29 protein-coding genes and 3 pseudogenes are annotated in these 26,874 nt (G+C 54.4%); 8 read left to right on the top strand and 24 right to left on the bottom strand.

Features of this window, described 5'->3' with window-relative positions; translation table 11 throughout:
- The first annotated feature begins 158 nt into the window (after positions 1 to 158).
- From FMM72_RS11060 to FMM72_RS11045, 4 genes are all read left to right on the top strand, one after another.
- Entirely contained in the window at positions 159 to 1,241 is a 1,083-nt protein-coding gene (locus FMM72_RS11060; RefSeq protein ID WP_162221453.1) for a hypothetical protein, read from the top strand.
- Complete coding sequence (locus FMM72_RS11055) at positions 1,238 to 2,008, top strand: class D sortase (protein ID WP_162221452.1); 771 nt, start codon at positions 1,238 to 1,240, stop codon at positions 2,006 to 2,008. Before FMM72_RS11060 ends, FMM72_RS11055 begins: the two co-directional genes overlap by 4 nt.
- 81 nt (positions 2,009 to 2,089) lie before the next feature.
- Entirely contained in the window at positions 2,090 to 2,833 is a 744-nt protein-coding gene (locus FMM72_RS11050) for a CAP domain-containing protein (RefSeq protein ID WP_162221451.1), read from the top strand.
- Between the two features lie 77 nt (positions 2,834 to 2,910).
- Complete coding sequence (locus tag FMM72_RS11045; protein WP_162221450.1) at positions 2,911 to 3,636, top strand: hypothetical protein; 726 nt, start codon at positions 2,911 to 2,913, stop codon at positions 3,634 to 3,636.
- Here FMM72_RS11045 and FMM72_RS11040 read toward each other — a convergent pair.
- From FMM72_RS11040 to FMM72_RS11015, 6 genes are all read right to left on the bottom strand, one after another.
- Positions 3,618 to 3,953, bottom strand: a complete 336-nt coding sequence (locus FMM72_RS11040; protein WP_279285994.1) for a DUF4368 domain-containing protein — start codon at positions 3,951 to 3,953, stop codon at positions 3,618 to 3,620. The two genes, FMM72_RS11045 and FMM72_RS11040, sit on opposite strands and share 19 nt — an antisense overlap.
- A 103-nt stretch (positions 3,954 to 4,056) precedes the next feature.
- Positions 4,057 to 4,476, bottom strand: a complete 420-nt coding sequence (locus FMM72_RS11035; protein WP_162221449.1) for an RNA polymerase sigma factor — start codon at positions 4,474 to 4,476, stop codon at positions 4,057 to 4,059.
- Between the two features lie 530 nt (positions 4,477 to 5,006).
- Entirely contained in the window at positions 5,007 to 5,354 is a 348-nt protein-coding gene (locus FMM72_RS11030; RefSeq protein WP_162221448.1) for a TIGR04076 family protein, read from the bottom strand.
- Positions 5,355 to 5,542: 188 nt separating this feature from the next.
- Entirely contained in the window at positions 5,543 to 6,286 is a 744-nt protein-coding gene (locus tag FMM72_RS11025; RefSeq protein ID WP_162221447.1) for an ABC transporter permease, read from the bottom strand.
- Positions 6,283 to 7,002, bottom strand: a complete 720-nt coding sequence (locus FMM72_RS11020; RefSeq protein WP_162221446.1) for an ATP-binding cassette domain-containing protein — start codon at positions 7,000 to 7,002, stop codon at positions 6,283 to 6,285. The genes FMM72_RS11025 and FMM72_RS11020 overlap by 4 nt, the downstream gene beginning before the upstream one ends.
- A gap of 70 nt (positions 7,003 to 7,072) precedes the next feature.
- The gene (locus FMM72_RS11015; RefSeq protein ID WP_162221445.1) at positions 7,073 to 7,813 is read right to left on the bottom strand and encodes a MerR family transcriptional regulator; all 741 of its coding nucleotides are present in this window, start codon (positions 7,811 to 7,813) and stop codon (positions 7,073 to 7,075) included.
- 192 nt (positions 7,814 to 8,005) lie between these two features.
- Between FMM72_RS11015 and FMM72_RS11010 the strand changes: the two genes are divergently transcribed.
- The gene (locus tag FMM72_RS11010) at positions 8,006 to 8,362 is read left to right on the top strand and encodes a helix-turn-helix domain-containing protein (protein WP_162221444.1); all 357 of its coding nucleotides are present in this window, start codon (positions 8,006 to 8,008) and stop codon (positions 8,360 to 8,362) included.
- A 177-nt stretch (positions 8,363 to 8,539) separates the two neighbouring features.
- Here FMM72_RS11010 and FMM72_RS11005 read toward each other — a convergent pair whose 3' ends face one another.
- Positions 8,540 to 9,907 (bottom strand): relaxase/mobilization nuclease domain-containing protein, encoded by a 1,368-nt coding sequence (locus tag FMM72_RS11005; RefSeq protein ID WP_162221455.1) that lies wholly within the window; start codon positions 9,905 to 9,907, stop codon positions 8,540 to 8,542.
- Positions 9,908 to 10,098: 191 nt separating this feature from the next.
- Here FMM72_RS11005 and FMM72_RS11000 point away from each other — a divergent pair, with 191 nt between their 5' ends.
- Positions 10,099 to 10,923, top strand: a complete 825-nt coding sequence (locus tag FMM72_RS11000) for an NYN domain-containing protein (protein WP_162221443.1) — start codon at positions 10,099 to 10,101, stop codon at positions 10,921 to 10,923.
- 85 nt (positions 10,924 to 11,008) lie between these two features.
- Here the strand turns inward: FMM72_RS11000 and FMM72_RS10995 are convergent, their stop codons facing one another.
- The 17 genes and pseudogenes from FMM72_RS10995 to FMM72_RS10915 form a co-directional block, all read right to left on the bottom strand.
- The gene (locus FMM72_RS10995) at positions 11,009 to 11,356 is read right to left on the bottom strand and encodes a plasmid mobilization protein (protein WP_162221442.1); all 348 of its coding nucleotides are present in this window, start codon (positions 11,354 to 11,356) and stop codon (positions 11,009 to 11,011) included.
- 208 nt (positions 11,357 to 11,564) lie between these two features.
- A complete protein-coding gene (locus FMM72_RS10990) occupies positions 11,565 to 11,921 on the bottom strand; it encodes a cysteine-rich VLP protein (RefSeq protein ID WP_162221441.1) in 357 nt (118 codons plus the stop codon).
- A complete protein-coding gene (locus tag FMM72_RS10985; protein ID WP_162221440.1) occupies positions 11,918 to 12,547 on the bottom strand; it encodes a DUF4366 domain-containing protein in 630 nt (209 codons plus the stop codon). Before FMM72_RS10985 ends, FMM72_RS10990 begins: the two co-directional genes overlap by 4 nt.
- Entirely contained in the window at positions 12,544 to 12,795 is a 252-nt protein-coding gene (locus tag FMM72_RS10980) for a DUF4315 family protein (protein ID WP_162221439.1), read from the bottom strand. The genes FMM72_RS10985 and FMM72_RS10980 overlap by 4 nt, the downstream gene beginning before the upstream one ends.
- 12 nt (positions 12,796 to 12,807) lie before the next feature.
- Positions 12,808 to 14,448, bottom strand: a complete 1,641-nt coding sequence (locus FMM72_RS10975; RefSeq protein WP_431603339.1) for a C40 family peptidase — start codon at positions 14,446 to 14,448, stop codon at positions 12,808 to 12,810.
- Between the two features lie 127 nt (positions 14,449 to 14,575).
- Positions 14,576 to 16,945, bottom strand: a pseudogene (locus FMM72_RS10970) (VirB4-like conjugal transfer ATPase, CD1110 family).
- On the bottom strand, positions 16,902 to 17,288 hold the full coding sequence (locus FMM72_RS10965; RefSeq protein ID WP_160237074.1) for a PrgI family protein: 387 nt from the start codon (positions 17,286 to 17,288) through the stop codon (positions 16,902 to 16,904). The pseudogene FMM72_RS10970 and the gene FMM72_RS10965 overlap by 44 nt, the downstream one beginning before the upstream one ends.
- A complete protein-coding gene (locus tag FMM72_RS10960) occupies positions 17,230 to 17,847 on the bottom strand; it encodes an MT-A70 family methyltransferase (RefSeq protein ID WP_373925766.1) in 618 nt (205 codons plus the stop codon). The genes FMM72_RS10965 and FMM72_RS10960 overlap by 59 nt, the downstream gene beginning before the upstream one ends.
- Before the next feature lie 17 nt (positions 17,848 to 17,864).
- On the bottom strand, positions 17,865 to 18,587 hold the full coding sequence (locus tag FMM72_RS10955) for a DNA-methyltransferase (RefSeq protein WP_243157789.1): 723 nt from the start codon (positions 18,585 to 18,587) through the stop codon (positions 17,865 to 17,867).
- A gap of 206 nt (positions 18,588 to 18,793) precedes the next feature.
- Positions 18,794 to 19,660 (bottom strand): VirB6/TrbL-like conjugal transfer protein, CD1112 family, encoded by an 867-nt coding sequence (locus tag FMM72_RS10950; RefSeq protein WP_162221437.1) that lies wholly within the window; start codon positions 19,658 to 19,660, stop codon positions 18,794 to 18,796.
- A 12-nt stretch (positions 19,661 to 19,672) separates the two neighbouring features.
- Positions 19,673 to 19,765: pseudogene (locus FMM72_RS10945) on the bottom strand (Maff2 family mobile element protein); the annotation flags it as partial.
- Between the two features lie 79 nt (positions 19,766 to 19,844).
- A pseudogene (locus FMM72_RS10940) lies at positions 19,845 to 21,167 on the bottom strand (recombinase family protein); the annotation flags it as partial.
- Positions 21,168 to 21,215: 48 nt separating this feature from the next.
- The gene (locus tag FMM72_RS10935) at positions 21,216 to 22,727 is read right to left on the bottom strand and encodes a recombinase family protein (protein ID WP_016316878.1); all 1,512 of its coding nucleotides are present in this window, start codon (positions 22,725 to 22,727) and stop codon (positions 21,216 to 21,218) included.
- 93 nt (positions 22,728 to 22,820) lie between these two features.
- Positions 22,821 to 23,015, bottom strand: coding sequence for a hypothetical protein (locus tag FMM72_RS16975; RefSeq protein WP_428845369.1), 195 nt, complete (start codon positions 23,013 to 23,015; stop codon positions 22,821 to 22,823).
- 4 nt (positions 23,016 to 23,019) lie between these two features.
- Positions 23,020 to 23,961: a MobV family relaxase gene (gene mobV / locus FMM72_RS10930; RefSeq protein ID WP_016316877.1), complete on the bottom strand. Its 942-nt coding sequence runs from the start codon at positions 23,959 to 23,961 to the stop codon at positions 23,020 to 23,022.
- A gap of 173 nt (positions 23,962 to 24,134) precedes the next feature.
- Positions 24,135 to 24,530 carry a replication initiator protein A gene (locus FMM72_RS10920; protein ID WP_022788524.1) on the bottom strand — a complete coding sequence of 132 codons (396 nt, stop codon included), beginning with the start codon at positions 24,528 to 24,530 and terminating at the stop codon, positions 24,135 to 24,137.
- A gap of 111 nt (positions 24,531 to 24,641) precedes the next feature.
- A complete protein-coding gene (locus tag FMM72_RS10915; protein ID WP_016316875.1) occupies positions 24,642 to 25,055 on the bottom strand; it encodes a cysteine-rich VLP domain-containing protein in 414 nt (137 codons plus the stop codon).
- 371 nt (positions 25,056 to 25,426) lie between these two features.
- On the opposite strand from FMM72_RS10915, the gene FMM72_RS10910 reads away from it, so the two are divergent.
- Together FMM72_RS10910 and FMM72_RS10905 are read left to right on the top strand one after the other, a co-directional pair.
- On the top strand, positions 25,427 to 26,326 hold the full coding sequence (locus tag FMM72_RS10910) for a helix-turn-helix transcriptional regulator (protein ID WP_016316874.1): 900 nt from the start codon (positions 25,427 to 25,429) through the stop codon (positions 26,324 to 26,326).
- 59 nt (positions 26,327 to 26,385) lie between these two features.
- Positions 26,386 to 26,835: a DUF6194 family protein gene (locus FMM72_RS10905; protein ID WP_022788523.1), complete on the top strand. Its 450-nt coding sequence runs from the start codon at positions 26,386 to 26,388 to the stop codon at positions 26,833 to 26,835.
- Positions 26,836 to 26,874 lie beyond the last annotated feature (39 nt).

Raw genomic sequence — 26,874 nt, 5'->3', positions numbered from 1 at the left:
CCTGGGAGATGGGGAAGAAACCCGCTGGAATCGGGCAGAGTTTGTGGGCGTTCTAAAAGAGGAACATCTGCCCGATTGGGCAAGAGAGAATCTGGAGCAGCTGCGATCCCAGGAGGTGCAGCCGCCCCAGCTTTCCATGTGAAGGGAGGATTTTTGAAATGAGAACGATCAGGACGCCTTTGCTGGCCTGTCTGCTTATTTTGTCCATGAGCGTCACCGCCTTTGCCGCAGAACAGCCTCAGACGGTCATCGGCGCGGATGAGAATGGGACCAGCATCGCTATCACCGACATTACCCCCAGGGAGGATGAGGAGAATGCGCAAACAGCAGGACAGCAAACAAACTACAGGGCGGGGAGCTTCTACCCCATCGAAATCCAGACCGCTGAGGAGGGCGGAATCCGCCTGCTGGTCAAGACCTTCCTTGTGCCGCAGGGTACAGACCCCGCGGCGCTCATCGAGGAGGGGTTAACCCGCAGAGGGGTGGAATACCAGGTATCGGATATCCTGCGCCGGGAAGTTGCCGGGGAATCCGAAAGCAAAACAGTAACAGAAACCGTCGCCATGCCCTCTGAAACGGATGACGCACAGGAGCTGCTGGAGCTGTTTGCCGGCTCCATCCCCTACAGCCAGGATGGGTTTGCGGGGACGCTGACCCTGGAACCGGAGTCCATCAAAACCAAAGCGGCAGATACCGAGGGGTACGCATATACCCTCAAGGATACAAAGGAGTTTTCCGGGCTGGATCGAAACGATCCCTATTACATCCCCAAGACTTCACAGAAAAACGGCGTCGCCCTCCAGCTGGCGGACGTCCGGTGGGAGCCTATGGCCAGCGCCGCCGAAAACAGCGAAGTCCCGTCCCTCTTTTCCGCCACCGCCACCTATACCGGCACAGCTTGGGGAAGCAAGGCCAGCGGGTATCTCGCCACCGCCACTTACAGCGGCGAGGTGAGAAAAACTTCGGCTGGGGATTTGCTGGTCAGTGTCGTTTACGAGGAGATCCCCATGGAAACGGCGGCGTCCATCAACTGGAGCGCCGTCCTGCTGCCGGTCTTGGGAATTGTGCTTGGCGCCGGGCTGTTGGCGGGCGGCTGGCTTGGCGCCAAGCGGCTGCTGCAAAAACGCAGGCAGAAAAAAACCAGCCAGCCTGTGGGCAGCGACCCTTACGCGGGCCGCCCGCCGATGGACATGCCGGAGCTGCTGTATGAAATGGACAGAGGATTGGAGGAGAACAGATGATGAATAAGCTTAAAGAGCTTTGGAACAGCGGCGGCAGATGGTTCCTTATCGGGTTGCCGGTGGCGGCGGTTGTGATCGCTGCCACAGCGTGGCAGGCAAACCGGATGCTCACACCCCCCGCGCGAACCATCGCCCAGCCGCCTGTGGAGCAGGAGGTGACTTTTGATATGGAGGTCAACCGGGCCTATACCTCGGAGGATGGGATTGTGGTGATCCAGCCCTCCGGTAAGGAGGAACAGTCCGCCGCTCAGGATGGGCTGAAGATTGTAGAGCAGACGGTTGCTTCTGCTGTCAACCCCGAACAAGTGTGGACAGAAAGCATTCCCCTCTCGGCGGAGGACTACACTCTGCCGGAGGAGGCCGCTTTACAGGACGGCTCTATCGGAACGCTGTCCATCCCGAAAATCTCCCTCATCGCCCCGGTGTATGAGACACAGGACGGCGGCGAATTGGAGGGGATGACCAAAGGGGTGGCTCACTTCGCCATCACCTCCGCGTGGGACGGCAACATCGGACTCAGCAGCCACAATGTGGCCCCGCAAGGGGCAGTCGCCTATTTTGGCGAGCTCCATCTGCTGAAGGAGGGCGACCGGATCACCTACAAAACCGCCCTCGGGGAACGGCAGTACGCGGTCAGCGAAATCAGAGAGATCGCACAGGACAACTGGGACTACCTCATGAGGACCGAGGACAACCGCGTCACCCTCATCACCTGCATCACCGGAAAGCCCGATTTTCGCCTGGTTGTGCAGGCAGTCGAAGTTTAACCGCTCTTTCTTGTTAGTTTTGGTGAATAGCTTTTTCTTGCCTTTGCTGATATCCTTTGTGACAAAGGGAGGTAATATCAAATGAAAAAGATATTTCAAACAATACTCGTTACTGCCATGCTGCTGGCCTGTACCGTCACCGCCCATGCCGCGCCCTCTGGATTGGAGGGGTATCCCGTCACCGTCGACGACTGGACGACCCCCGCCGTCTTCGCGGCTGGCAAGGACTGGCCCATCACCACCTGGTACCTCTACGCCGAGGATGGTACGGCGCTTGGGAGCATCTCGAACCGGACAGTGATGGAGCTTTCAAGGCAGCATCCCACCGGCAGCATCCAGTGGGAAACCTGGCTGGCGGAAGCCTTCAACGAGTACCGGCAGATCAGTGGCTTTGTACAGGACAGCAAAGCAGAGGGAAAAGAGCCGGTCATCGGGGTTGGCTCACTGATAGAATCCAAGGAGGATTTCGATGCCGAAGCCCTTGCGCTGGAAGCCTTCAGCCTCATCAATGAGGCAAGGACGGAAAATGGGCTGCATGAGGTGGTGCTGGACGAGGAGGCGATGGAGCTGGCAAAGATGCGGGTCCCCGAGCTGGAGGAGCGGTACGGCCACACGAGGCCGGACGGTACCCGGATGTCGCAAACCTACCGGTGCGCAGAGATCATCAACCGCAGGGCGTCCACCCCACAGATCGCGGTGGAGTCCTGGCTGGACTCGCCGGCGCATCGGGAGATCATCCTGGATGAGCGGTACCACAGCGCGGGCGTCGCCTGCCGGAAGGGCGCGGACGGCGTCACCTACTGGTGCATGCTCTTTTACAAATAGCCACAAACCAACCATATCATTGCCGGGCCCCCGAAAGGGGGTCCATTTTTTATTTCACACAGAAAGGGAGTTGTGAGATGCGAAAGAAAACAAAGCGGGTCCTCTGCATGGCTCTTTCGGTGGTCATGCTGTTAGGCGTCATCCCGGTGCAGGCTTTGGCGGCGACCGTTGATGCCGGGGGGATGATCGCCCCCCAGCAGGTTTCGGACAGCGCGGCGGAAACTCCCCCCGAGCCAGGGATGACCGTGGAGCCTGAGACAGAACCAACGCCCGGCCCCTCCGCCGATCCGGATGCCGCTCCCCCCACCGAGGAACCGCCAGCGGAGGGCACAGGCCCCGGCACAGAGCCGCCGCAGGAGGAGGAAAGCCCGGAGGAAGAACCCTCCTCCGATCCAACTATTGGAGAGCCGGACGAAGAAAAGCCTTCAGAGGAACCAAAGGACGATGGCCCCATCCACTGGCTCCAGCAGTACCAGCAAGCGGCGCTGGAAGCGTCCCGAAGCCCCATGCCGCGGTCACGTTCCAACAAAGCCGCAACCGGTTCCCCCTCCTACTCCATGATCGAATGGAGCGGCGGCAATCTGGAATTTGCCAATGGCGCCTTTTTAGGCAGCCCCATGCCGAAGATCTATCTGGATGGGGAAATCGCGTTCTGCGCCGAATGGAACGGACAGCACCCCTCCGGCGATTATGTCCAGTCGGGAGAAGGAAACGACCCCGCCATCAAACAGATATTAGCCAATTATGACAATTCCGGCAAATCGAAGGCCGACTACTGTTCCCATCAGGCAATACCACATTGAGACCCCGCAAGGAAACGATAGTTAATTTCCACTTTCTGCTTACGATCTCTGCCGGTTCCTTCTGCCTGATACACATAAATGCTATCTATCAGCTCCACCAGCATAGAACGGTTCAGCTCGGTTACAGTTTCATATTTACGTATGGTTTCCAGAAATTGATTGGTACTCTGGGTTTTCTTTTCCTCGGCCCTGATCCTTGCTTTCAGGTCATCCCTCTTGTGGGTAAGCTCTTTCTGCTCGTTCTCATAAGCCGATGACATTTTCTCGAAGCGCTCGTCTGTAATCTTACCCAGGGCATTCTGCTCAAAGAGCTTCATAATCACATTGTCAATTTCTGCAATACTGTATATTCAGTTGTCAGCGGGAGGGGCTTGTCCCTCCTCACCTATCAGGCGGAAAATTGGGGGAAAGTCCTCTCTCCTAAATGGAATTTTCCAAAATATTTTTCAGGTTCAGCAAGCCTCGGTCAATGGAGCCGCTGATCCGGCTGATCCCCACGCCCTCGGCCCGCGCAAGGTCGGCCCTGCTGATACCGAGTATGTAATGGGCGTAGACGCGCCGGGCCTGGACAGGTGGGAGCTGGTCGATGGCCGCATAGAGGGCGGCCCGGTTTTCCCTGTCCTCCATTACCTGCTCCGGGGGCAGCGGGGGAAAGGTCACGTCTGCCTCAAAGCCGGGGGTGCTGTCCAAGGAACACTCGTCATGTTCCCGCTTGCGGCGCTTGTAGCTGTCACACAGGCGGCCACCAATGGAGAGGGTCACGGCGATCTCGTCAGACACCTCCAGCATGACACGCTCGGTCAGGTGGGGATAGTAGTGGTTCAGAATGATAGTTTTCATAGTTGTCTCCATTTCGATGTTGGGTGGTTGACGGGTCAGCAGATCGAAATGGAGGGAGCGGCATCCGGGGGAGCAGCTCCCCACAGCCTCTGGCCACGATGGCCAGAAGCGACAGGAAACGACAACGCCAGCACAGCGTTGTACTGTGCGGGCGCGTGAAGTGACATAGTTCTTTATATACTTATATATTTCGCGTTTGTGGCCGGAGTAACCCGGCGGAAGTGCTATGCTTTTTTTGACGAGTTAGAGGGGGCCAGAATAAAAAAGGACATGACGATACCTCCCGGATACCGCCGTGTCCTTAAAAATGGGCGACTTTAACACACCCTCCGTTTTCCATTTTTTCAAAAGAAAGCGGCGGCTTGAAATTTGTTATTTCAAAACCGCCGCAAGACTGCTTGTACTTTGTCCAGGCGCACAGATACCAGCCGCCGAAACAACGGTTTTTTTATTATCCCGTTGGGCGGATGATATTTTTCATATCAATTTCACTTATTTGTAACTTGTCAACTTTACTGGTAAATTAGAGTTCAGCCGAAACAGTTTCCCTTAAAGGGATTTGGATTGCCTAAAGGTTTCGCCGTAATCCGAAACATAACGCATCCATCAGGGCAGACCACTACCTTACTGTATTTTCCGTCTCCGCCAATATTCTCCAAATCCCCGCCGCTCCTGATGGCCTCCATGATCGGATAAAGCACCATCATCACTTTGGAACAGATACCATATCCCTCCGCATTAACGGGACATCCATAGGTGCAGGTATATTTATCTCCGATTTCTTCACCATTCCGACAGTAATGCTCTGTGTGATCGCCACGCAAGAAACCAATCACTTCAACTCCAAATTCATATTCTTCATTAAGCCATTTTTTCATGTTCAACCTCCGTTTTTTGGGATTTTATCGTGCTTGAAAAAGAGGGAATATTTCCTGATCACTTCTGGCCACGATGACCAGAAGCAATCAGGGATAGGTAACATTTACTCCTTTCTGTTTTCCCGTTACTGAGCATATCATGGGCTTTGAACACTATCAAGGCTATGTTAAAACGAAATGCAGTCACATTATTCCCACTTAAAGCATTTCACCGCAATTCCAGAACAGGCCAGAGTGACGCACAGCATCACAAGAATTGGTAATGTGAAATGTTCAACTGACAGGCCCAGGAACGCAGATTTCATAAGCTGGATGCCTTGGGTCAAGGGAAACACACTGATAACCTTTTGCATGATCTCCGGCATTACTTCAAAAGGCAGGGTGGCCCCGGAAAAAATCAGCATGGGGAAATACAGCACACAGGCAATAACGCTTGCGCTCTTGGCATTCCTGGCAATACCGCCCACCATCATGCCAATGCTCAGCGTAGAAAGTACAGTCAGGAGCCAACTGCCAGCAAATCCGCCCCAGGAGCCTCGCAGATGAACGCCCCAGGCCAGCCTGGAAACAAGGATCAGGGTAATCAAGGACACCAGCGCATAAAGCACATAGATCAGAAATTCCACAGCAAGCAGCATACTGGGGCTGACGGGCGTGACCTGAAAGCGTTTCAGAATTTTTCGCTCCCGGTACTCCGCCACCACCAGCGGCAAGCCCATCAGACCGCCAGCGCAGACGGAGATGGCGCACAGTGCGCCGATAGACTGTTCCAAAAATGTGTAGTTCGCGCCATCCGCCGCCGGGTTCGTCCCGTACAAAAAGCCGAGGATCACAAGCACCACCAGGGGCAGGATGATGGCGAAAATCACCATATTCATATTGCGGATATTCAATTTCAGTTCATTTTTCAGCAGAGTACAAAAGGTTTTCATTCAATCTCCTCCCCGGAAAGTTTCAGATAGGCGTCCTCAAAGTTTTCACAGCCGCTTTTCTCTTTCGCCTGCGCTACTGTTCCGTAAAACACAGTCCGGCCTTTTTGGAGAATACAAATCTCATCACAGAGGGCCTCTACCTCGTCCATAAAGTGGGAGGTCAGAAAAATTGTCAATCCTCCGTCTTTCAGATCCTTCAAAATTTTCCAGACACCCCGCCGCGCTCTTGCGTCAAGCCCAGTTGTCAATTCGTCCAGAAAAACGACCTGCGGTTTTGGAATAAGGGCCAGCACGATAAAAAGCCTCTGGCGTTCCCCGCCGGATAAGCTCTTGACGGGTGATCCCGTTTTATCCCCAATCCCAAACTGTTCACACAGCCCTCTCCAATCGGCAGGGGCCTTGTATAGACAGGCCGTTTCCTCGCACAATTCGGATACCTTGATTTCAGGCTGATAGTCGCACTCTTGGAATTGAACACCTACCTGCTGGAACAAGCGGCGGCGGTCTTTCCCGGGGTCGAGGGCAAGGACAGAAATATTCCCACTGTCCGCCCGTTTTGTCCCCAGGATGCACTCAATAGTCGTGCTTTTTCCGGCTCCGTTGGCCCCCAGCAGTCCAAAGGCCGTACCGCGTTTGACCGACAGGCTCACATGGTCTACCGCAGGGAGCGCCCCATACACCTTGGTCAAACTTTCGACTTTTACAACTTCTTCCACATTGATACCTCCTTTTTTCGATGGTATAAGAATACCACCAGAGAAAACTCTGGTGGTAAGATGGAGGGTTTCAAAAATTTTTCTTCATTTCTTGCAGCATACCCAGCATTTTTATTGCGTTTTTCTCCGCTGAGGAAAGGGAGACAATCAGCTTGTCACAAACGGAAATAATATCCTCGTCCTGCCGTGGCGTATTGAGTGCCAGCTTAATATCGGCGTTCGGGTTTTTGGAGAGCTGTTGGAGCATCCGCAAAATTGCCTCCAAGGAGTAATTTGCACACCGCAGGGAACGAATGATTTTCAGCCGCCTTATATCCTGCTCCGAGTAAACGCGATACCCATTCTGTTTCCTCTTGATTGTCAGCAACCCATTCATTTCCCAATTCCGAAGTGTGTCCATTGAGATACCCAAGTAATCGGAGGTTTCTTTCCGTTTCAAGAAAACCGGAGTGTCCGGGCTGTCCCCGGACAAGATATGCTGGACAATGCAGATGGCTTCTTCCGCATGGTCGCGCTCTTTTCCCAAATCAGCGATATATTCCCGCGTGAGCAGGATGGCTCCGTCAAAATTTCCCTGGGCCGATAATTTCACAACCTCTACAATCTTTTTTCGCAGACCACCCTGCAACACCTCAATTTGAAAAGCAGTCCGGGCCAGCCAAAATTGTTGAATGTGAAAAGCGGTAAAAACACGATAACCGTTTTTCTGCCGCTTTGCCGCTGGGATCAGCCCCCATTCTTCGTATAGGCGGACGGTGTTCGGGTGTACCCCGATGACCGCCGCAACCTCGGCAGTTTTATATGTTGTCAAAATATTCACCCCCCATTGTCCTATTGTACCTCTTTTCTAAAGTCTGGTGGTAAAGTGGAGGGTTCTATTATAACTTGTCCGATTTATCTTTGCAACGATGTGATATGAAGTTAAATACTACTAAAATATAAAATTATGTTTCGTTCTCATATCCACTCCTGAAATGCAAAATAATATAGGGGTGATGTGAGAATGTACCAATATGAAAAGCGCCTGGACTGTCGCGCCCTAGGCAAAGAAATAAAGCGCAGACGCAAGGCCAAAGGCTGGACGCAGGAGCATCTGGCCCAGCTTGTAGACCTCACCCCCCGCTCCATCATGTATATTGAAAATCGGGGCCAGCACACCAGCCTCAACTCCTTTTACAAGCTCATCACCCTTTTGGATATTTCCGTAGATGAATTTTTCTACCCGGATAGGCACAACGGAGAGGACGAACGCCGGAAACACCTTGACCGTATGCTGAACGGCATGGACGAAAAAGAGCTTATCATCATGGAGGGGGCCGCAGAGGGCATCCGCAAGGCCCGTGAAAGGTCGGAGACGTAGGAAGAACGCCTCCGGCCTTTTTCGCAGGGGTTTCCGGGGGAGCGCGTTAGCGGCAAGCAAGGCAAGTGTATAGACACTTGCGATTTTCGCTCCGCGAAAATGCTTGTTGGGGTTCCCCCAAACCCGATGGACTTCTGGCCATGCTGACCAGAAGCTCCCCTGTCTGCGGCCCTGTCGCTACCGCTCCTGGGCCTTATTTTCCCGCCCGTCCGTCAGGCCGAGCAGATGATCCACGCCGCCCTTGACCGCCACCAACTCACGCATCTGCCGCTGGGCCTCCCGGTACTCGGTATAGAGGGCCTTTTTCTTTTCGGCCAGCTCCCGGCGCTCCTTTTTCAGCGTGTCCATCTTGGGGAGCTTGGCCCCGCCCAAAATGTCATTGATAGTAGCCTTGGCCGCCCGGTAGTCGGCCAGCTCCGCCTCGTGCTGGGCCAGATACTTTTTTGAATACTTGGCCGCCTTGTACCCGTCAAATATGGGCCGGGTCTTAGCGTAGCTCACCACGGCGGCCATCAGCTCGGACGTTTGGGAGAGCCGGGCCTCGGTGGATTGTATTTCCCCGGCCAGAGCATGAAAGCGATCCACCGCCGCCGTAGTCTGCTCCGCCAGCGCGTCATAGTCGGTCAGCCCATGCTTCTGGAGGAATTGGAGGGCGGCGGCCATCTGTTTCAGGTTGTAGACTTTAGCCCACCGCTCATAGGCCGGGCCTTTGCCCTGGCGCATTTTCTCTTGAATGTCAATCAGCAGATTGACGCGCTGGGGCGCGGGCCGGGGCCGCGCCTGTTTCGGCTGGCGCGTGGGAGCCTTGCCGTCAATCACGGCCTGAATGTCCTCCCGTCCATAGCCCGCCCCCAGGGTGGATGCCCGGAGCCGGGCCGCCCGGTCATGGCCGGGGGCGCGGAACGAGATCACCCCGCCCCGCCCATGCACCACCTGGATGCCCGCCGCCTCCATGCGCCGGAGGAAATCAGAGAAGTCGGCGGGGCGTTCGGACAGGGCCGCATCTATGGCCCAGCGTATCTGCTCCTTTTGGGACGGTGGCCGGGCCGCCCCCTGCCACTGCCCATAATGCAGAAAGCGGCCCTTGCTGTGGGGCTTGGGCCGCTCTACCACGGACAGCGCGTGTTCCAGGCACACCCGGTCAGACAGCCGCCGCAGGGCAAAGCTGGAGCCGATGAAGTTGCGGAATTTCCTGGAGCGGTCATAGGCCGTGGAATTGTAGTAAATGTGATTGTGAATGTGGCCTTTGTCGGTATGGGTGCAGACAAAAAACTGATACTTGCCCTTTGTCCAGCGCATCGCCGTTTCATAGCCGATCCTGTTGGCCTCCTCCGGGGTGGCCTCCTCCGGGGTGACTTCCCCCTGGGGAAAGGCTTGGCGGAGCTGGTAGCACAGCGCCCCCTGCTCCGCCGTCCGGCCCGTTTCCGCCTGATACTGGCCCTTTACCAGCATAAATTCAGCGTGGGCGGTTTCCGGGTCGCAGAGGTAGGAGGACACCGCCCCCAGCTTCTCCGGGTTCAGGCCGTAGTCAAAACGATCTTTCAGACTTTGAATGGCCGTCCGCTTGGCGGCCTGTTTGTGGGGCTTGATGTAGGTCGTAGCCGTGGGCATCTCTCCTTTTATTTGAAAGTAAAATGTAATAACAATCTGATTAGTACTTTGGGAATTTTTGTTGCTTTTTGTTATAAGTAGGAGTATAATAAAAAAACCAGCGCAACACAGAATGGAGGGTTAATATGTCAAAACTTCATGTTTATATTGATGGGACTTGGCTTTTCAAAGTGGTTGATGGTGATGTTTTTAAGCGTTTTATTTATAGCTCTCGTTATTTTACGATTGATTTTAACCGATTTAATGCCTTGTTGTTGCAACACATACAAAAGCAACGTCCTGAATGTACCGAAATTGGGAATTGCAATTTTGTTACGTCTTTGTTCAATTTACCAGATGATTTTGATAGTTGGGTAGGCATGCGGATTGCAAATCCTTATGGTGGGCAGAATGTCGTGATTTCCCAAAGAAATATAGATATTACAAAGCAAAATATTGCAAAAAGGAAAGAGTTTGCTGATGCCGCTATCAATGCGGGTTATGATCCAAACTGCATTTTTCATGTTCAATTGCAAGAATGGATGTTGTTAAATATGTTACATTCTGAATTGCGGTATCAGGAAAAACAGGTAGATACCACAGTTGTTGCTCTATTAGTTAGAGATGCTATTGAACATTCCAATGATTGCTTTGCTTTAGTAGCTGGTGACGCAGATATATTACCGGCTATACATATCGCATATCCTAATTACACGAGGAATGTATTCCCGGTTTTGACTTCTCCTGATGAACGCGAGGGAAAAAATCGGCAAACTTCGTTCAAGTATTCACAATATGATTTTGATATTGACACTTTGGTGTTACAAAGCCATATTGGGAAGATTATGGCGGGAAATGTGTACCAATGTACTGAATGTAGAAAGTTTTTTACTACCCAAGTTCCAATCGATCAACAGAAAATCAAATCTGGACAAATCCTGCCACGGTGTCCAGCTTGTAGAAGACATTAAATTACAGGGTAGATTAAACTTTACTTCTGGCCACACTGACCAGAAGCGAGAACAAAAGGGAGCGGCGCTGGGCCGCTCCCTTTTGTCACAGGCGCACCACCTCGGAGAGCTTCTGGAGCAGGTCGGACAGCGGACCCCACAGATCGGCATAGTCTCGTTGCAGAGCTTTGATCTCTTCCTGGTACACACCGTAGCTGTTGGCATGGGTCGCCACCTGATTGAGATTATTCGCACACCGCCGCTGGAGGGACACCAGCTCCTGGACGGGGGAAAGGTCAACATGGAGGATATAGCCGTTGAGGGCCATTTTGCGGATATAGGCGCTCATATTGCGGATGCCCGCCTCCTCCATGCGCCCCCGGATGACCTCCAGCTCGTCAGGCCGCACCCATACATAGAGCGGCACATCCCGGACGCGCTTTTTCCCGGCCATGCTACCTGCCACCCCAGCCATTTTCCGGCATGACGGCCTTTAAGATTGTATAGCTTTGATTTTCGTCCATAGTAGCCTCCTCTCAAAGTGTGAAATGTGGAAAGTATCAGCGGAAAACGGGGGCAGGACGTGAAATGATACGCCCCGCCCCTGAACTGCCCCGGCAAAGCCTTGATACAGGTGGGTTTCCGAGGGCCTAATTTTCCACTCACCAGCCCCGCCGTTTCCGCATATACGCCCGCTTCTGTTCCCGGAGCGCGGCGCGGGCGCAAGCCTCGGAGCAGTAGCGCCGCCGCCCGTCCAGGAGGGCGGGCCGTCCGCAGACAGGGCAGGGCCGGGTTTCCGGGGCTGGCCCCTGGCTGGACAGGGCGGCCTCCAGCATTGGGTCAAGGGGGAGGACGGCCTCTCGGAAGTAGCGGCAGTAGCTCGAAGTCCAGCACTTCCCCAGCATATAACATTCACAGTTCAGGGGCAAGCATCCGTACTCCCGGTCATAGTTGGCGCACCACTTCACCACCAGGGCGCGGATGGCCGCCTTTTCCTCGCGGGTCAGCTCCCGGCTCATTCCTCCGGCTCCCCGTCATCTTCATCCCAGGGGGCCTCGCCGTCATAGGGATCGTCGCCGTAGTCCTCCTCCGGCTCTGCCGCTTTCTGGAGCTTGGGGCGGTAAATCTTGAAGTACCACCCGGCCCCGCCGCCGATGGCCACCACGGCCAGGGCCAGCAGGAGCGGCCCGGCCCCGCCCTTTTTCTCCAGCACAGGTTCCGGCTCCGGGGTGGGGTCAGGTTCCGGCTCAGGCTCCGGCGGGGGTTCCGGGGCGGCGGGTTCGCCGGAGGACTCCGCCAGGGCCATCAGGTCGGCCACGGTTACGGCGTTCAGGAAGTACACATTTTCTGTCTCCCGCTGGCGGTCAATCACCAGATAGAACACTGCCTTCTCTGCCGTAGTAATGGTGAAAAATTCCTTGCCATCCTGATCGGTGGCGTTGTCCACCACCGTCCCCGTCCCGTCCGGGGTAAACGGGTTCGGCTCCGTGGGGAGCGGCTCGGCAGGTTCCAGCCCCTCCCAGGGGATGTACTCGCCCACGCCGTCCTCGGACTCGTCACCTCCCCCTGCATAGGCCGGAACGGTGAGTACCCCCACCATCAGGACAGCGCACAGCAGGGATGCCAGCAAACGGGGCTTTCTCATTCCGCCACCCCCGTTTCCGCCGGAGCGGGCTTCTGGCCACCCTGGCCAGAAGTGCCGCGGAGCTTCTGGAGCAAGAGGGGCAGCTCGTCCAGGGGGATGCTCATACCCCGCACAATGTCAACAATTTCCTCGTTCTCGGCCTCCTTGTGCTTCTGCTCCAGCTCTTTCAGCCGGGTCTGCTGGTCGCTGATCTTGGCCTTGACCTTTTCCATCTCGGCCCAAATTTTCGCACTTTTCGTTGTCGCCATAGATACCTCCATTCATGGTAAACGCCCGTAGGCGTAGAAATGGGACTGCCAGTAGCTGCTATTCAGGTTGGCATATCCAATGGGATCGCCACAGTGGAGCATCCAGCCATCCCCCACATACAGGCCACAGTGGGTCACGCCGTTGGGATCGGGGGCGGCATAGGTGTTTTTGAAGAACACCAAATCGCCTGGCCGTGGGGAACTGGTTCTGGTGCAGTAGTTGTAAAGCCCCTGCGCCCCCAGCCGTCCGATGTCCCAGCCGCACTGGTTCAGCACATAGGACAGGTAGCCGGAGCAGTCAAAGGACGTGCTGGGGCTGTGGCCGCCCCAGACATAGGGATAACCGATATATTTCTCCGCCTCGGTGAGCAGGGCGGCAAAGGTAGGATCGGACAGGTACGCCTCCGGCACGTCATGGAGGGTAGGGCCGTTCGTGACATATTTCCCGATGTAGCCGGAGCCGGGGAACAGGTCTGGACGGTTCCCCAGGGTCGCCATGAACAGGGCGTACCGGGAGAGCTGGCCCTCGCCCATGATGTGAATAGGCAGGTGGGAGAGGTTGAAGTTTTCCAGGGTCACGGTGCAGATGTAATAGTCGTAGTACACCCGGTAGCTGTCGGTATGGGTATTGCCCTCGCTATCCGTCCAGGTGTCCGTTTCGATATAGTACCGCTGCTCCGTCACCACGTTCTCCGTCAGGATATACTGGCGGTCAAAAAGGGTCTGGAGCGTCCCCTCCACCTGGGCCAGCGTCCATTCCCCCTCATGGAGCGCGGAGAGAATAGAGATCAGCACATAGGGGTCATGCTCGATGTCATCCAAATTGAAGTGGTATTCATCGTAGCTGTGGGTGCTGGTGTAGGTGTTCAGGTAGGTTTGCAGTTCGGTCTCCAACGCGCAGTAGGCGGCCTCGGCCCCCAGCATATCCCCGTCCTGGGAGGGGTAGGTGCTGGCGGCCACCGCCCCCACCGTCCCATTCCCCACCGATACCAGGGAGGACATACACGACTGCATCACCACCAGGAGCAGGACACAGGCCGCCAGCAGCAGCGCCCCCACAGGATGCCGCCGCACCGCGCCCACCGCCTTTTCCGCCAGCTTCTCCGAAGTGACTGCGGTTTTCTCGGTGGCCCTGGCCCCCTGCTTGGCGGCCTCCCGCGCTTGTTTCCGATACTGCCGTTTCAGCTTCTCCCTGTGCCACAGCCGGGCGGCGGCGCTCTTGAACGTCTCCGGCTGTTCCTGGGCCAGCTTCCGGGTCTGATAATCCGCCTGGGCCTTGATAAATTGGGACTCGGCGCGGGCGGCGGCCCTGGCCGGGCGGGTTCGGACGCGCTTTCTGGCAAAGCGCACCATTTTCCCGCCCACCACCTCGCCCGCCAGCTCGGAGCGGTGAGCGCCCTCGGTTCCCACGTTCTCATGCTCCACCTCGTAGAGCTTGCCATGCACAAAGCCGTGTACCCCATGCCCGGCGGCCCCGCCCATACGCCGGAGGGGGCCGCGCTTCTTGGGAGGCTTCTGGTTCGCCAGACGGCTCCGGGCCGTTTCCAGCTTGTCCCACCGCTTTTCCATCTGGAGCTTGGCCTTGGCAGTACGCTCCTGCTGGCTTTCCATGCGGAATTTGGATTTTTCTTGCTTCTGGCCTCGTCGTCGCAAAGTCCGCTCAACTCCGTTTCCGCCTTGCGGCGAAAACTCCGTCCGCTTCCTTGCTCCTCCTCTCCCCGCGCAACCCGCTTCGCTGGGCTTGCGCGGGGTTCCCGTTCCAGAAGTTGCCCCAGCGGGGTTACTCGTCCTTTCGTTCATTGGCCTTGTCCTCCGGCTTGGTGGTAAGCAGGGTATAAAGCTCGGTGTCCTTGGGGAAACGGTCTACAAAGGGGATGGCGGTGTCGCCGTAGAACAGCAGCCCCTCGCCGGAGCCGGAGTGGGTCACATAGGAGAGCTAGTGCGGGGAAATCCCCAGGTGGCTGGCCAGCACCTCCCGATCCCCGGCGGCCTGGGACAGCAGATAGAGGAAATCGCAGTTGCCGAAAATGGACTCGATCTCACTGCTCTCCAACAGGCTTTTTACATTTTGGGTGATACCACTGGGGATCGCGCCCCACTTGCGGAAACGGCGGAAAATCTCCACGCTGTACGCCGCCGTCTGCGGGTCGGCCAGCAGAACATGAAACTCGTCCTGGTACACCCAGGTGGCCCGGCGCTTTTCCCGGTTGGCGGTGACGCGCCCCCACACCTGATCGGTGAGAATCAAAAGGCCGATTTTTTTCAGCATCTTCCCCAGGGCCTTAATGTCATAGCACAACAGGCGGTTGCTCACCTCTACATTGGTACGGTGGTTAAAGAGGTTGAGCGATCCCGTACAGTACAGCTCCAGGGCCGACGCCACACGCCGGGCCTCCGGCTCCGGCTGTTGCAGAAGTTCTTCATACAAATCCTGGAGGATAGGCATCCGCTCCGGGGCCGGGTCTGCCAGATAGGGGCGGTACACGTTCCGCACCGCCCGGTCAATCACAGTCTTTTCCACCGGGGCCAGCCCGCCCCTGCCGCCCACAATCAGCTCGCACAGGGACAGAATGAAGTCACTTTTCAGGGACAGCGGATCTTCATCGTCCGCATAGTCCGGGTTGATGTCCATAGGGTTGATGTAAGTGCCGGAGCTGGCGGAGGGGGTCAGCTTCACCACCTGTCCCCCCAGGCGGTTGACGAGGGGGTAATATTCCCCCTCCGGGTCTGCTATGACAATATCATCCTCCGGCCACGTCAGGAACACGTTGACGATCTCCCGCTTGGCGGCAAAGCTCTTGCCGCTCCCAGGAGTTCCGAGGAACATCCCGTTCGGGTTTTTCAAACGCTTGCGGTCAGCCATGATGACGTTGTTGGAAAGGGCGTTCATGCCATAGTAGAGGGCCTGCCCGTCCATCCGCAGCTCCTTTGTCATAAAGGGAATGAAAATCGCCGTGGAGCTGGTTGTCATGCCCCGCTGTATCTCGATGCCGTTCCAGCCCAGGGGGAGGGAGGACATATAGCCCTGCTCCTGCTGGTAGTCCAGCCGCCGGAGGGTGCAGTTGTGCTTTTGGGCGATGCCGGACACGGTAAACACCTCGTTTTCCAGCCGCTCCCGCGTGGGGGCGGTATTCACCACCAGGAATGTGAGCAAAAACATCCGCTCGTTGCGCGATTGCAGATCGGCCAGGAGCGCCGCCGCGTCCTTGGCGTAGGTGATGAGGTCAGGGGGAAGAATGTCAGGGTCGTAGCCGCTCCGGGTGGCCTTGCGCTGTTCCTCCACTTTCATCTTGTCGATGTCGGAGATTTTACCCTTTACCGTCTTGATGGCCTTGGTCTGGTCTACCGTCTGAATGTGGAGGGTCACGGTCATTTCCGCATCCAGCTCCAACAGCTCCAGCAGGAGCTTGTCAGACAGCTCCGAAGCCATGATTTGCAGAAAGGACGCCGCCCCCCAGAACTGGCCCACCCGGAATGTCCGGCCCTGGGTAAAGTCAAAGCTGTCGGGGACAATGAAATCCTTTGTCCCCATGCCCGTCTTGGGGATGTCCCCCCAGGAGAAGCGGAACGGCTCCCGACCTCCGGGGTGGAGCTGGCCGTGGAGGGCCTCCAGCCGCTCCCAGCCGTTGAGAACGTGGGACTGTACCCCCAGCCGCTTGAAGTTCCCCATGATGTCCGCCTCCACACGCTCCAGCCGGGGCCGGGCGGCGGCGAGGTTGTCGGCGGGAGCGCCGAATGTGATGTACTTGGAGCGGACAATGCCGTTGTTGCTCCTGGCAATCTGCCGTTTCAGCATATCCACATACTCGCCCCGGATGCTGTCAAATTCATCGTGGGCCATAGGGATATTGACCTTGTAGCGGCCCCCGCCACGGGAGCGGTGATTGACAAAGGAGAGCTGGAACGGCAGGGCGCTGTCGAAGTAGTTCAGGAACGAACACCACCCGCTGAAAATGGCCGCCTGATCCTCGGTGGACGCAACGGAATAGTTGATGTCCTCATAGGCGATGGTCTTGGTGTAGTAGCCGTCCCGCACCCGGCAAACGCCGTCTTTGAGCATTTCCAGGTAGGGGACAGTCTGCTGTGCGGAGAGGGCCGCCCGGCCCTTACCCTTTGCGGGGCCGCGTCTTGGGGTTCTTTTTACCTGCAATCGGTTCCTCCTTTTCCACCTGTCCGGCAAAGGGCGCGTACAGGTTCTCCGTTCGGTAGGGCCTCACGCCGGGGCGCAGGAGCTTGGCCCGGACAATGTTCCGCACCACCTTTTCAAAGGGCTGGCCGTCCTTTTCGTACATCGCCATGAAAAAGGCGGGGAGCATGACGGCCAGCATCAGGAACATCGCCCCGCTGTTCCCGATGGCGCTCCGGGTCAGCAGAAAGGCAGGGATGCCAACCGCCGCCCCACAGCCGAAGCACACCAGCTGTCGGCTGGTCAGGTTAAAGGCCAGCTTGGTCTTGATTTTGGACAGGTCGTTGGGGATGCTCACATAGGCCATTGTTCAGCCTCCTTTCCGGCCCTGTGGCCTCTGGCCACGTTGACCATAAGTTGACGGACTCCACCTCGTTCCCCCACACATCCCAGCCGGGCGGGGTCTGCCGGGCGAACAGCTCCACGCGGGGCAGGTCGCCCATCAGGGCCACAATTTTCTCACGGGCCTCGTCCGGCTTTTTGCTGTGGCCCTCTATGGGGGAGATAATGAATTGATGCACATTCGCGGCCTGCCGCCGGGGGCGGCCCCGCGTTGCCAGCAGACACACCTCCGCATTGGAGCGCGTCCAGAAGCCCAGCCCGTAAAACCAGCTGTCCGCCCGGCGGTTCTTTTTCAGCCAGACAAAGGCCACGCTCTTATAGGTGAAGCCCCACGCCTTGATCAGCCGCAGGGCCTCCGGGAGCTGGGGGAACGTGGCCCAAAGGAACAGGGCGCTGTCCGGGGCCGCAATGTCGGCCACAGGCAGGGCGCACAGCTCGTCAATGCTCATGGTGGGATAGTGCCGCTCCGCCGCCCCCTGCAAGCCCTTTTGGGCGTAGCGCCAGGGCGGGTCAGCGTAGATAATGGAATATCCTCCGATGGTTACACCCCTTTCCCGCCCTGGGCCACGGCCTCTTCCGCCCGGCGCACACGCTCAGAGGCGGGGCCGTAAAAGGCCGGGGCGTTCTCAAAGCAAATGTAGCGGCGGCCCGTGTTGACGGCGGCCACCGCCGTTGTACCGCTCCCGGCGCAGATGTCCGCCACTACCTCGCCGGGCCGGGTGTAGGTACGGATGAAATACTCGCACAGGGAAATGGGCTTTTGCGTGGGGTGGACGGCGTTTGCCACAGTGGGAAACGCCAGCACATTCCCAGGAAACCGCCGCCCGTCCGACTCGCCGCTGGTGCGCTCAAATTTCCCGTAGTTGGGGCTGTTACCGCTCTTTCGGTGGATTTTCTTGTACGGCTCTCCCTGCTCAAACTGCGGATCGTACAGCGGGGGCTTCCGATAGAACACCAGAATATTCTCCGATTTTTTCAGCGGAGCGCGGCGGGCGTTGAGAAAGCCGGAGCAACGGCTCTTGTACCACACCCATTCATAGCGGAGCATGGGGAGGTTGGACGCGCCCAGCACCTTGTCATAGGGGCATTGAGCGAACAGCAGCACCGCCCCCTCCGGCTTCACCGCCCACCGCACCGCCTCCCACAGCTCCGGCAGGGGCAAAGGCACATCCCAGTAATTCCGGGTCGTGCCATAGGGCGGATCGGTCAGGAGCATATCAACCGAGTGCCGGGGCAGGGAGCGCAGGCACTCGATGCCGTCCATAAGAAACAGGCCGTCCGGGGCCAGGGGCCGCCCGTCCGGGGCAAAGCTCTGGCCTCGTCGCCACAAACTCCGCTCTGCTCCTTCGGCGGCCATGCCGCCGAAATCCGCCCGCTCCGTTGCGGCTCCTCCTCCCACAAAGTCTGCCGACTTTGCGGGAACCCTTTTTTCAGAAGTAAGAATTTCCTGCATAAATCACCGTCCTTTCATCAGTGAGCGCCAAAGACGCGCTGGGCAATGCCGCCCGTCTTGAACAGCATGAAGCACAACAGCACCGTGTAGCCGATAGTCCCCCATATAGCCCCTATGGGGTCGCCGCTGGTGGCGATGCCCTGAATAAGTACGGCGTAGATTGCCACGCACACCAGAATGAGCATCCCCTGGAACGCCACGGCAAACAGGGATTTCAGGTAGTTCTGCCCCGTCCCGCCCAACTCCCGGTTAGAGAGGGTCGCCACGGGGATGGGGGCAAGGCTGGTCAGCAGATATATTTCAATCATGCGGCCATACACCAGCACAAAGATAATGATGTTCAGGGCCGTCATGGTGACATTGATTAAAATGGACTGCATGAACAGCCCCAGCAGGGAGCCGATGTCCATTGTCTCCAGCGTGGCCTCCAGGTCGGCCAGCATATCCGGCGTGACGCTGGTACTGCCCCGTATCAGCCCCGCCGCGCTTGCGATTGCGCTCTGCGACACATCAAATACCGCCATAACGATATTGAATGTGTTTGTCAGGATCAGGATGGCGCAGGACGTTTTGAATACCCACTTGTAGATATTCGCCACGTCAAATTCGTGCATATTATTTTTTTCGAGGATCATCTGGATCAGTTCGTAGGTCGCCACAAAGGTCAAGACCAGCCCGGCGATGGGCAGTATCACCGTTTCGGAAAGCTGGCGGATGAGGGAGAACACCCCGGCGTGCCATGCCGCCGGGGTGGTTCCCACCTGTGCCGCGATCTCCCCGACTTGGGCGTTGACGTTATCGAACAGCCCGCCCAGGTTGCCCATGATCCCGTCAATCAGCAGCTCTTTGAGCCAGTCCGTGATCCAGTCGGTGAGAATACCCATAGGCCCCCGCCCTTAGAACAAGGTGGACAGCAGGGGGATCAGGGTCGTACCCAGCACGATGATGCCGCCGCCCGCCATGAGCTGCTTGATGCCCTGCGACTTTGCTCATGTGAGATAAAGAAGTAAAAGAAGTGTAAAAAATTTTGCCGTTCCCTGTCCGGCTGACTGCCGGACGGGTCGGGCTTTAGTCGGGCAATTCTACCTTGCCGACAAAAGAGTAATAGATTTCGATTTCCTGTCTGCGGAGCTTCCCCCGGCGTTTCCCGTCAAGGGCTTCCGATTCGTGGATTACGATTTTCTCCACAAACTCCCGCAACAGGGTAGGGGTGAGTTCCTCAAAGCTGGTGTACTTGCGTACCACTTTCATAAACTTTTCAGCGTTTGCCGTGGCTTCCAGCGTCTTGGAAAGCTCGCTCTGCAAAGCGGCGGCTTTCTCTTTCAGTTCCTTTTGCTCGGCTTCGTAGTCTGCCGAAAGCTCCGTGAAACGCTCGTCCGATATGCGCCCGGTCACGCTGTCCTCATACAGCCGCTTGAAGATAGCGGAAAGTTCCGCAATCCTTTTTTCTGCCGCTTCCAGCTCTTTCTTCTTGGCGGCGTTCCGGCGTTTGCTCCCGTCCTCGGTCTGCTCGGTCAACAGCTTCATAAACCGGGCTTCGTGCTTGGCTGCGTAGCTGGTGACTTTCCGTAGGTTCTCGGTCACTCCGGCGGTCAAAAGGTCGGTGCGGATAAAGTGCGCCGTACAGTCTGCCGTGCGCTTCTTGTAGCTGCCGCATATGTAGCAGTCCTGTTTCCGTTTATCCGTCTGATACCTCTGCTGGTACATGACGCTCCCACAGTCCGCACAAAAGAGTATGCCGGAGAACAAGCCCACTTCATCATAGCGGTTGGGGCGTTTGCGCTGCTTGCGTAGTTCCTGCACACGCTCCCATGTGTCACGGTCTATGATTGGCTCGTGGTGGTTCTCAAAGATTACCTGCTTTTCTTCGGGGTTCTCCTTGCTCTGCTTTACCTTGTAGGACACTTTCTCGGTCTTGAAGTTCACAAGGCAGCCCGTGTACTCCCGGTTTTCAAGGATATGCGCCACGGTGTTAGTCGCCCACTTGCACTCATAGCCGGGGTGGTAGCGGCGTGTGCTTCCCGTCCGGCGGTATTCCAGCGTTCCCGGCGTGGGTGTCTGCTGCTCCGTGAGCATACGGGCTATCTTGGTCGGTCCGTTCCCGGCAAGGCAAAGGCTGTATATCTGCTTCACCACGGGGGCGGCTTCCTCGTCAATGATGAAATTTTCGTCCTCGTCCATGAGGTAGCCGTACACGGGCTTGCTTGTGACAGGCTTCCCACTCATGCCTTTTGAGCGTTTTACCGCCCGGATTTTCTTGCTCGTATCTCTCACCAGCCATTCGTTAAAAATGTTACGCAAGGGCGCAAAATCATTTTCGCCCTGTGCGCTGTCTACGCCGTCATTGATTGCAATGAAGCGGACGCCGTTCTGTGGGAAAATCATTTCACTATTCTGGACAAGAGCACAAAAGGATAATGTACGCCGGAGGTTAGCCCGTCAGATTTTCCACTCGATTTCTACTTTCTCATTGGTCGCCCGGATAACGGTTATCAGTGCGTCCACTACCTGCCGCTTGTCCTCAAAGCTGACATTTTCCCAATCGTCCAGATAGCCGGAAATGCTTTCTATCTTTTCGGCTGGCACAGCGTCCGCAGACAATTTTGCAATCTCATTGGAAATGCTCTGCCGCTTTGCGTCCAGTTCCTCAATCCTGCTGTTTACGTAGGAGAGCAAAACCGGGCTTGCGCCTGTCAGCGTGTCAAGCAGCTTTTCAATCTCGCTCTCCACCTGCGCCAGTTCCAGCCGCTTCGCTGTCAGCTTTGGGGAGATTTTCGCCGCCTTTTTCCGTCCTGTCAGCGTCTTAAAATCTTTCAGCTTCTTTACCATCGCCCCATAGACAACCGCTTCCAGTTCGTGCAACTTCACACACCCGCAGCCGGGACAAGCCCCGCTGTCCGCATGGACGGTACAGCGCATATAGAGGATACCGTTGGAGTGTGCCGACATGAGCGCATAACCGCATTTTCCGCACTTGATTTTTCCCGCTGTCCAAGTGTTCCGGGCTTTCCTTGCGGGCTGGTAGGTATGGCTGGCAAGCAGCTTCTTTCTGCATTTTAGCCACAGTTCGGAGGGGATAAAGCCCTCGTGGGGAGCAAGCACCAGCGTCTGCCCTTGCAGGTGTTTATGTTTGTCCTCGGTGTTCCCCTTGCCCTGATAGTAATAACAGCCGTTTGTCCCCGCAAAGTCGGCGGCGTTATTGTAAATATCCGTTCCCTGGCTTTTGTAGAACTCGTATATGTCGAGGTCAGCCATGACATAAATCGGGTTGCGTAGGATAACGCTCAAAGTTGCCCTCGACAGCGGCCTGCCATGATAGGTACGCATACCGTCCGCTGTCAGTTTCTTTGTAATGTCATGCAGGGACACCTGCGGGTCTGCGTACATTTCATACATCTGCCGCACAAACGCCGCTTCTGCCGGCTCAATGACCAGCTTCTTTGTCCGCACCCCGTCCATCACATACGGCTCTGTCCGAAACCCGTAGGGTGTTTTCCCTCCCATCTTGAAACCCCGCTGACAGCGGGAGTGCCATGCGTCCTGCACCCGCTTCTGTATGGTTTCCCTTTCAAGCTGGGCGAACACGATACAGATATTCAGCATAGCCCGCCCCATCGGGGTGGAGGTATCAAACTTTTCCGTAGAGGACACAAACTCCACTTCATACTTTTGGAAGTAGTCCATCATCTTCGCAAAGTCGAGAATGGAACGGCTGATACGGTCCAGTTTGTAGACCACTACTTTCCGCACAAGTCCGCTTTCGATGTCCCTCATAAGCTGCTGGAACTCTGGACGCTCCGTATTTTTCCCGGAATACCCTTTGTCTTTGTACTCTTTACAGTTACTGCCTTTTAGTTCATATTTGCAAAACTCAATCTGGCTTTCAATGGAAATGCTGTCCTTTTTGTCCACCGATTGTCTTGCATAGATCGCGTCTATTCGATTATCCATATTGTCGCTCCTTTTCTAAAAAAGAAACGGAGCTACTGACAGTTTCATTATACCGCCAGCAGCCCCGCAAATCAACGATGGCTTCGGAAAACCTTACGCCCCGGCTTCCTCGTTCTGCCGCTTGTCGGCGTACTTGCGGAACACCTCATAAAGCTGCTGTTCCAGCTCCCGGCGTTTCTCCGCTTCCTGCTCCGGCGTGAATATTGGGGAGAGATTTTCCAGCGTGATTTCCTTTCCCTGAAAAGTCACGATTTCGGTTTCTTTCTTGTATCTGATACTGTTACTTATAAAATCACCTTTCCTTTCTGCAATGCTGCTGCCGTTTCAGTTCTGCCAGCACCTCCGGCGGGATACGCTCAACCAGTCTTTGGATATTGTGCAGTTCGCTTTCTAACTTCGCCCGTTCCATACGGTCTTGCATTTTGCCGCTTTCGCTGGCTTTGGCTCTGGCTTCCAACTGCTGATTTTCTTCCAAAAGGCCATTGATTGTGACCTTGTACTTTTTCAGTTGCCCGGAGAAGTTGTCCATCTGCGGGAACCATTTTTTCAGCATAGCGAGGGCTTCCTCTTTCTTCTTTCCGGCGTTCAGTGGGTTAATGCTGTCAAGGGTGACTTCAATGGCTCTTGCCTGTTTGGAGAGGGAAACCGCCTGTTTGAACAGCCGGGTGGGGATATGCTTCCTGCCCGTCTTGCTGGCGCTTTCCCCACGCTCCAAATCTGTGTATTTCTCCACCATGTAGGCGTGAAAATCGTCCTGCCATTTTGTCAAATTCGCCCGGTTGCCTAAAATCTCTTTGGCGCACAGGCGGTTGTCCTGTGTCAGCGGAACAAAGGTCAAATGCAGGTGTGGCGTTTTCTCGTCCATGTGAACCACCGCCGACACGATATTTTCTTTGCCCACTCTTTCAATGAGGAAGTCCGCCGCTCGCTGGAAAAACGCTTGAATTTCCTTTGGGGACTTCTTCTTAAAAAACTCCGGGCTGGCGGTAATCAGCGTATCTACAAACCGGGTGCTGTCCTTGCGGGTGCGACACCCTGCCTGTTCAATGCGGTTCTGGATAAAGTGGTAGTATCTACCCTCTGGCTTAATGATATGGAAGTTGTACTTGCTCCGGCTGGTGTCAATGTCGGGATTGCTGGCGTACTGTTCCTTTTGCCGTTCGTGATGGGCTTCCAGCGGTCTTGCCGGGTTGCCCTTGTGCTTTTCAAACCGCAAAATTGCGTGCTGTGCCATGAAACTCCTTTCCCCGTTCCCTTCCTTTCCAGCGGGTTTCCCCGCCAAAATTATCTCTGATAGGATAGGAATGAAATAGATATAAATCAATCGTTTTAATCTTTGTATTTCTATATACCGTCCAGTTTCCGTACTTCAAGAGGATTGATTATCGTACTTGTCGAGTACGGTTTTCAATTCGACCGCGTACCATAATCGGATTTCTTAAAGTCGGTGTTTGAAACCGCTTCATAAGATTTTGGATAAATGCGATTGGGTTTTCCGCAGCCCTGTTTCTTAATGTCAATCAACTCCGCATACTGCAACTCTCGCAAGGTGTTGACTGCTTTTTGCCGCCCACAATGGAGCAGGGCAACCACCTCGCAAATGGGATAATACAGGTAAATGCGACCGTACTCGTCCGCCCACCCGTTTTTCCGGGATAACTCCGCCCGCCGCAGGATAAAGGCATACAGCAGCTTTGCTTCGTTGGATAAGGGCTGGAATGTGGGCGCTTCAAAGAGAAAATTGGGGAGCCGGGTGAAGCTGGACGCCTTTCCTGGCTGATGAATATAAATCATGCTTGTCATAGTATGCTTTGTGGACGGTTAGAAAGGCATTTTCAGGGGAGGGCGATACTTTATACCACTTCTTCCGGTTCTGCCCTCTGAACGCTTTATAAATCAAGGACTTTTCAGCCCCTAACTGTCCACGCTCGACCTCCTTTTCCGTTCACTTTCTGTTTTCTGCCGCCTGTGAACTCTGGCGGCACAGTCCGGGCAGTATTTCCCTCGGTTGGATTTTGGGACGAACACACCGCCGCAGACCTCACAGCGTTTCAGATCCTTATTCCGGTAAATCGCCGCTTCCAGCGTCCCCATAAGTGGTAAGACCGCCCAACGGAACCACTTGCAGCAGACCGAGAAAGAAATCATCTGCGGGCAGGTGTGGCTGTCCCAGTCGCCAAGGGCGATACAAGCCCCGTTTTCACAATTACAGCACTCCCGCCGGATAAGGGCGTTTGCCTGTTTCCTCTGCGCCGGGTTCATGCAGTAGAGGGAACCGTCCGGTCTGCGCTCTATGGGTGGCAGTCGTTTATATGGATTATCTCTCATGCGTTTCCTCCATTTGCTTTTTCGCTGCCGTTCTCTCCGAAAGGTTTTCCGACGTTGGCACGCTCCCCGGACTTCGGGACAAGTTGTCCCGAAACTGGCTCCTTGCGTTGCTTCCCCTGCCGGGAAACGCCTTTCGAACGGTCATTCTGTTTTCAAGGTGCGGCTCATCGATGAACTAAGATAAGTCTACACCTAAATGACCGCCCGTCCCGTATATCCATAATGTCGGAAATCAGCCCGGAAAACTTTCTATTTCCACGCTCTCGGAATTGTGGTAGAATGGAAACAGCAAAGCGACAAATGACAATTTGTCTAAATAAATCAAGATAAGCACGTTGTTAATTATGTATATTAGAGGTGGGTATGATTGAATGAGAGAAATAGAAACGGTACAGAAAATACAGGACTATATACGCATACATCATAAAGATGCTAATTTCAATATAAATGATATCTGTTCTAAGATTGGGTATTCAAGGCGACAAGTTGACAGAATTTTCAAGAAGTATCTGAACAAAACATTACAAGAATATGTTAGTGCAGTTTGTTTAACGGATAGCGCAAATGAATTATTGAATACAAAAAAAACAATTTTGGAAGTCGCATTGAACAGCCATTATAAAACGCACGAGGGATTTTCGCGTTCCTTTTATAAAAAATTTCATATCAATCCCTCTGTATATCGTGAAAAAAAGATTGCTATTCCATTATTCATACAATATCCGATTAGTCACTATTATGCTTTGTTTAAAAATAAGGAGGAATTATTTATGGGTAATGATTTAAGTTTTTGTATGATTACTGTTAAAGAACGTGAAAAAAGGAAGTTGATTTATCTCCCGTCACACCATGCACAAGATTATTTTTCGTATTGCGAAGAAGTTGGCTGTGAATGGGAAGGTCTGCTAAATAGTATTCCAGAAAAATTTGAACCTGCTGCTTTGATTGAATTACCAGACAAATTAGTCGAAAATGGTTTTTCAAAGATAGCAGCAGGCGTTGAAGTGCCATTAGATTATGATAAAGAACTTCCAGAAACATATAAAACAGTGGAACTTCCAGAATGTATCATGCTTTATTTTCAAAGTGAACCATACGAGAATGAAGAGGACTTCTGTAAGGCGATTGAAATCACATATGCAGCGATAGGAAAATACAATCCTGCGGTATATGGTTATAAATTCGCATATGATATAGCCCCAAGTTTTAACTTCGGTGCAGATACAAGTACGGGAGCAAGGATAGCTGTTCCAGTAATACTAACGGCTTGAATAGCTATAAATTCCAGTTCGTATAGAGCATGATGAATTAGAATTTGAAAGGTAAAAATATGAAACCAGAAGAAATATTAAAGTATTGTCTTAAAAATTTAAAAGATACAGTTTTGGTAGATAGCTGGGGAGAAAAGGGAATATTTTATAATCCCAATCATGTTTTAAAAAGAGGCGTGTATATACTTACAATAAAAGAAAAAGATGGAGATAATGACAACGGCTCAAATTTGGATAGAGAAAATGTATACAGAGTTAATTTAGGAATTCGCAAAAAAACTTTTATAGAATTATTTAGTGATGTACCTAAAAGACCAAGTGCGGGAGAAATAGTAAGTATGAATTATGATTTCACAGAATTAAATAAGATAATTCCACATCCTGTATATGCTTGGATGGGCTGGATTTCTGTATTAAATCCGTCAGATAAAACCTTTGAAAAATTAAAACCATTTATTCAAGAAGCTTATGAATATGCCGTAGAAAAATTTAAGAAAAGAAAAGTATAAATCCGAAGTTGTAACAAAGATTATTTATACAACGAATGG

The organism is Anaerotruncus colihominis (assembly GCF_010206195.1).
Taxonomy (GTDB): Bacteria; Bacillota; Clostridia; order Oscillospirales; family Ruminococcaceae; genus Anaerotruncus; species Anaerotruncus colihominis_A.
The sequence above is the reverse complement of the archived record's forward strand: the minus strand, read 5'-3'. Positions and strand labels throughout refer to the sequence as shown.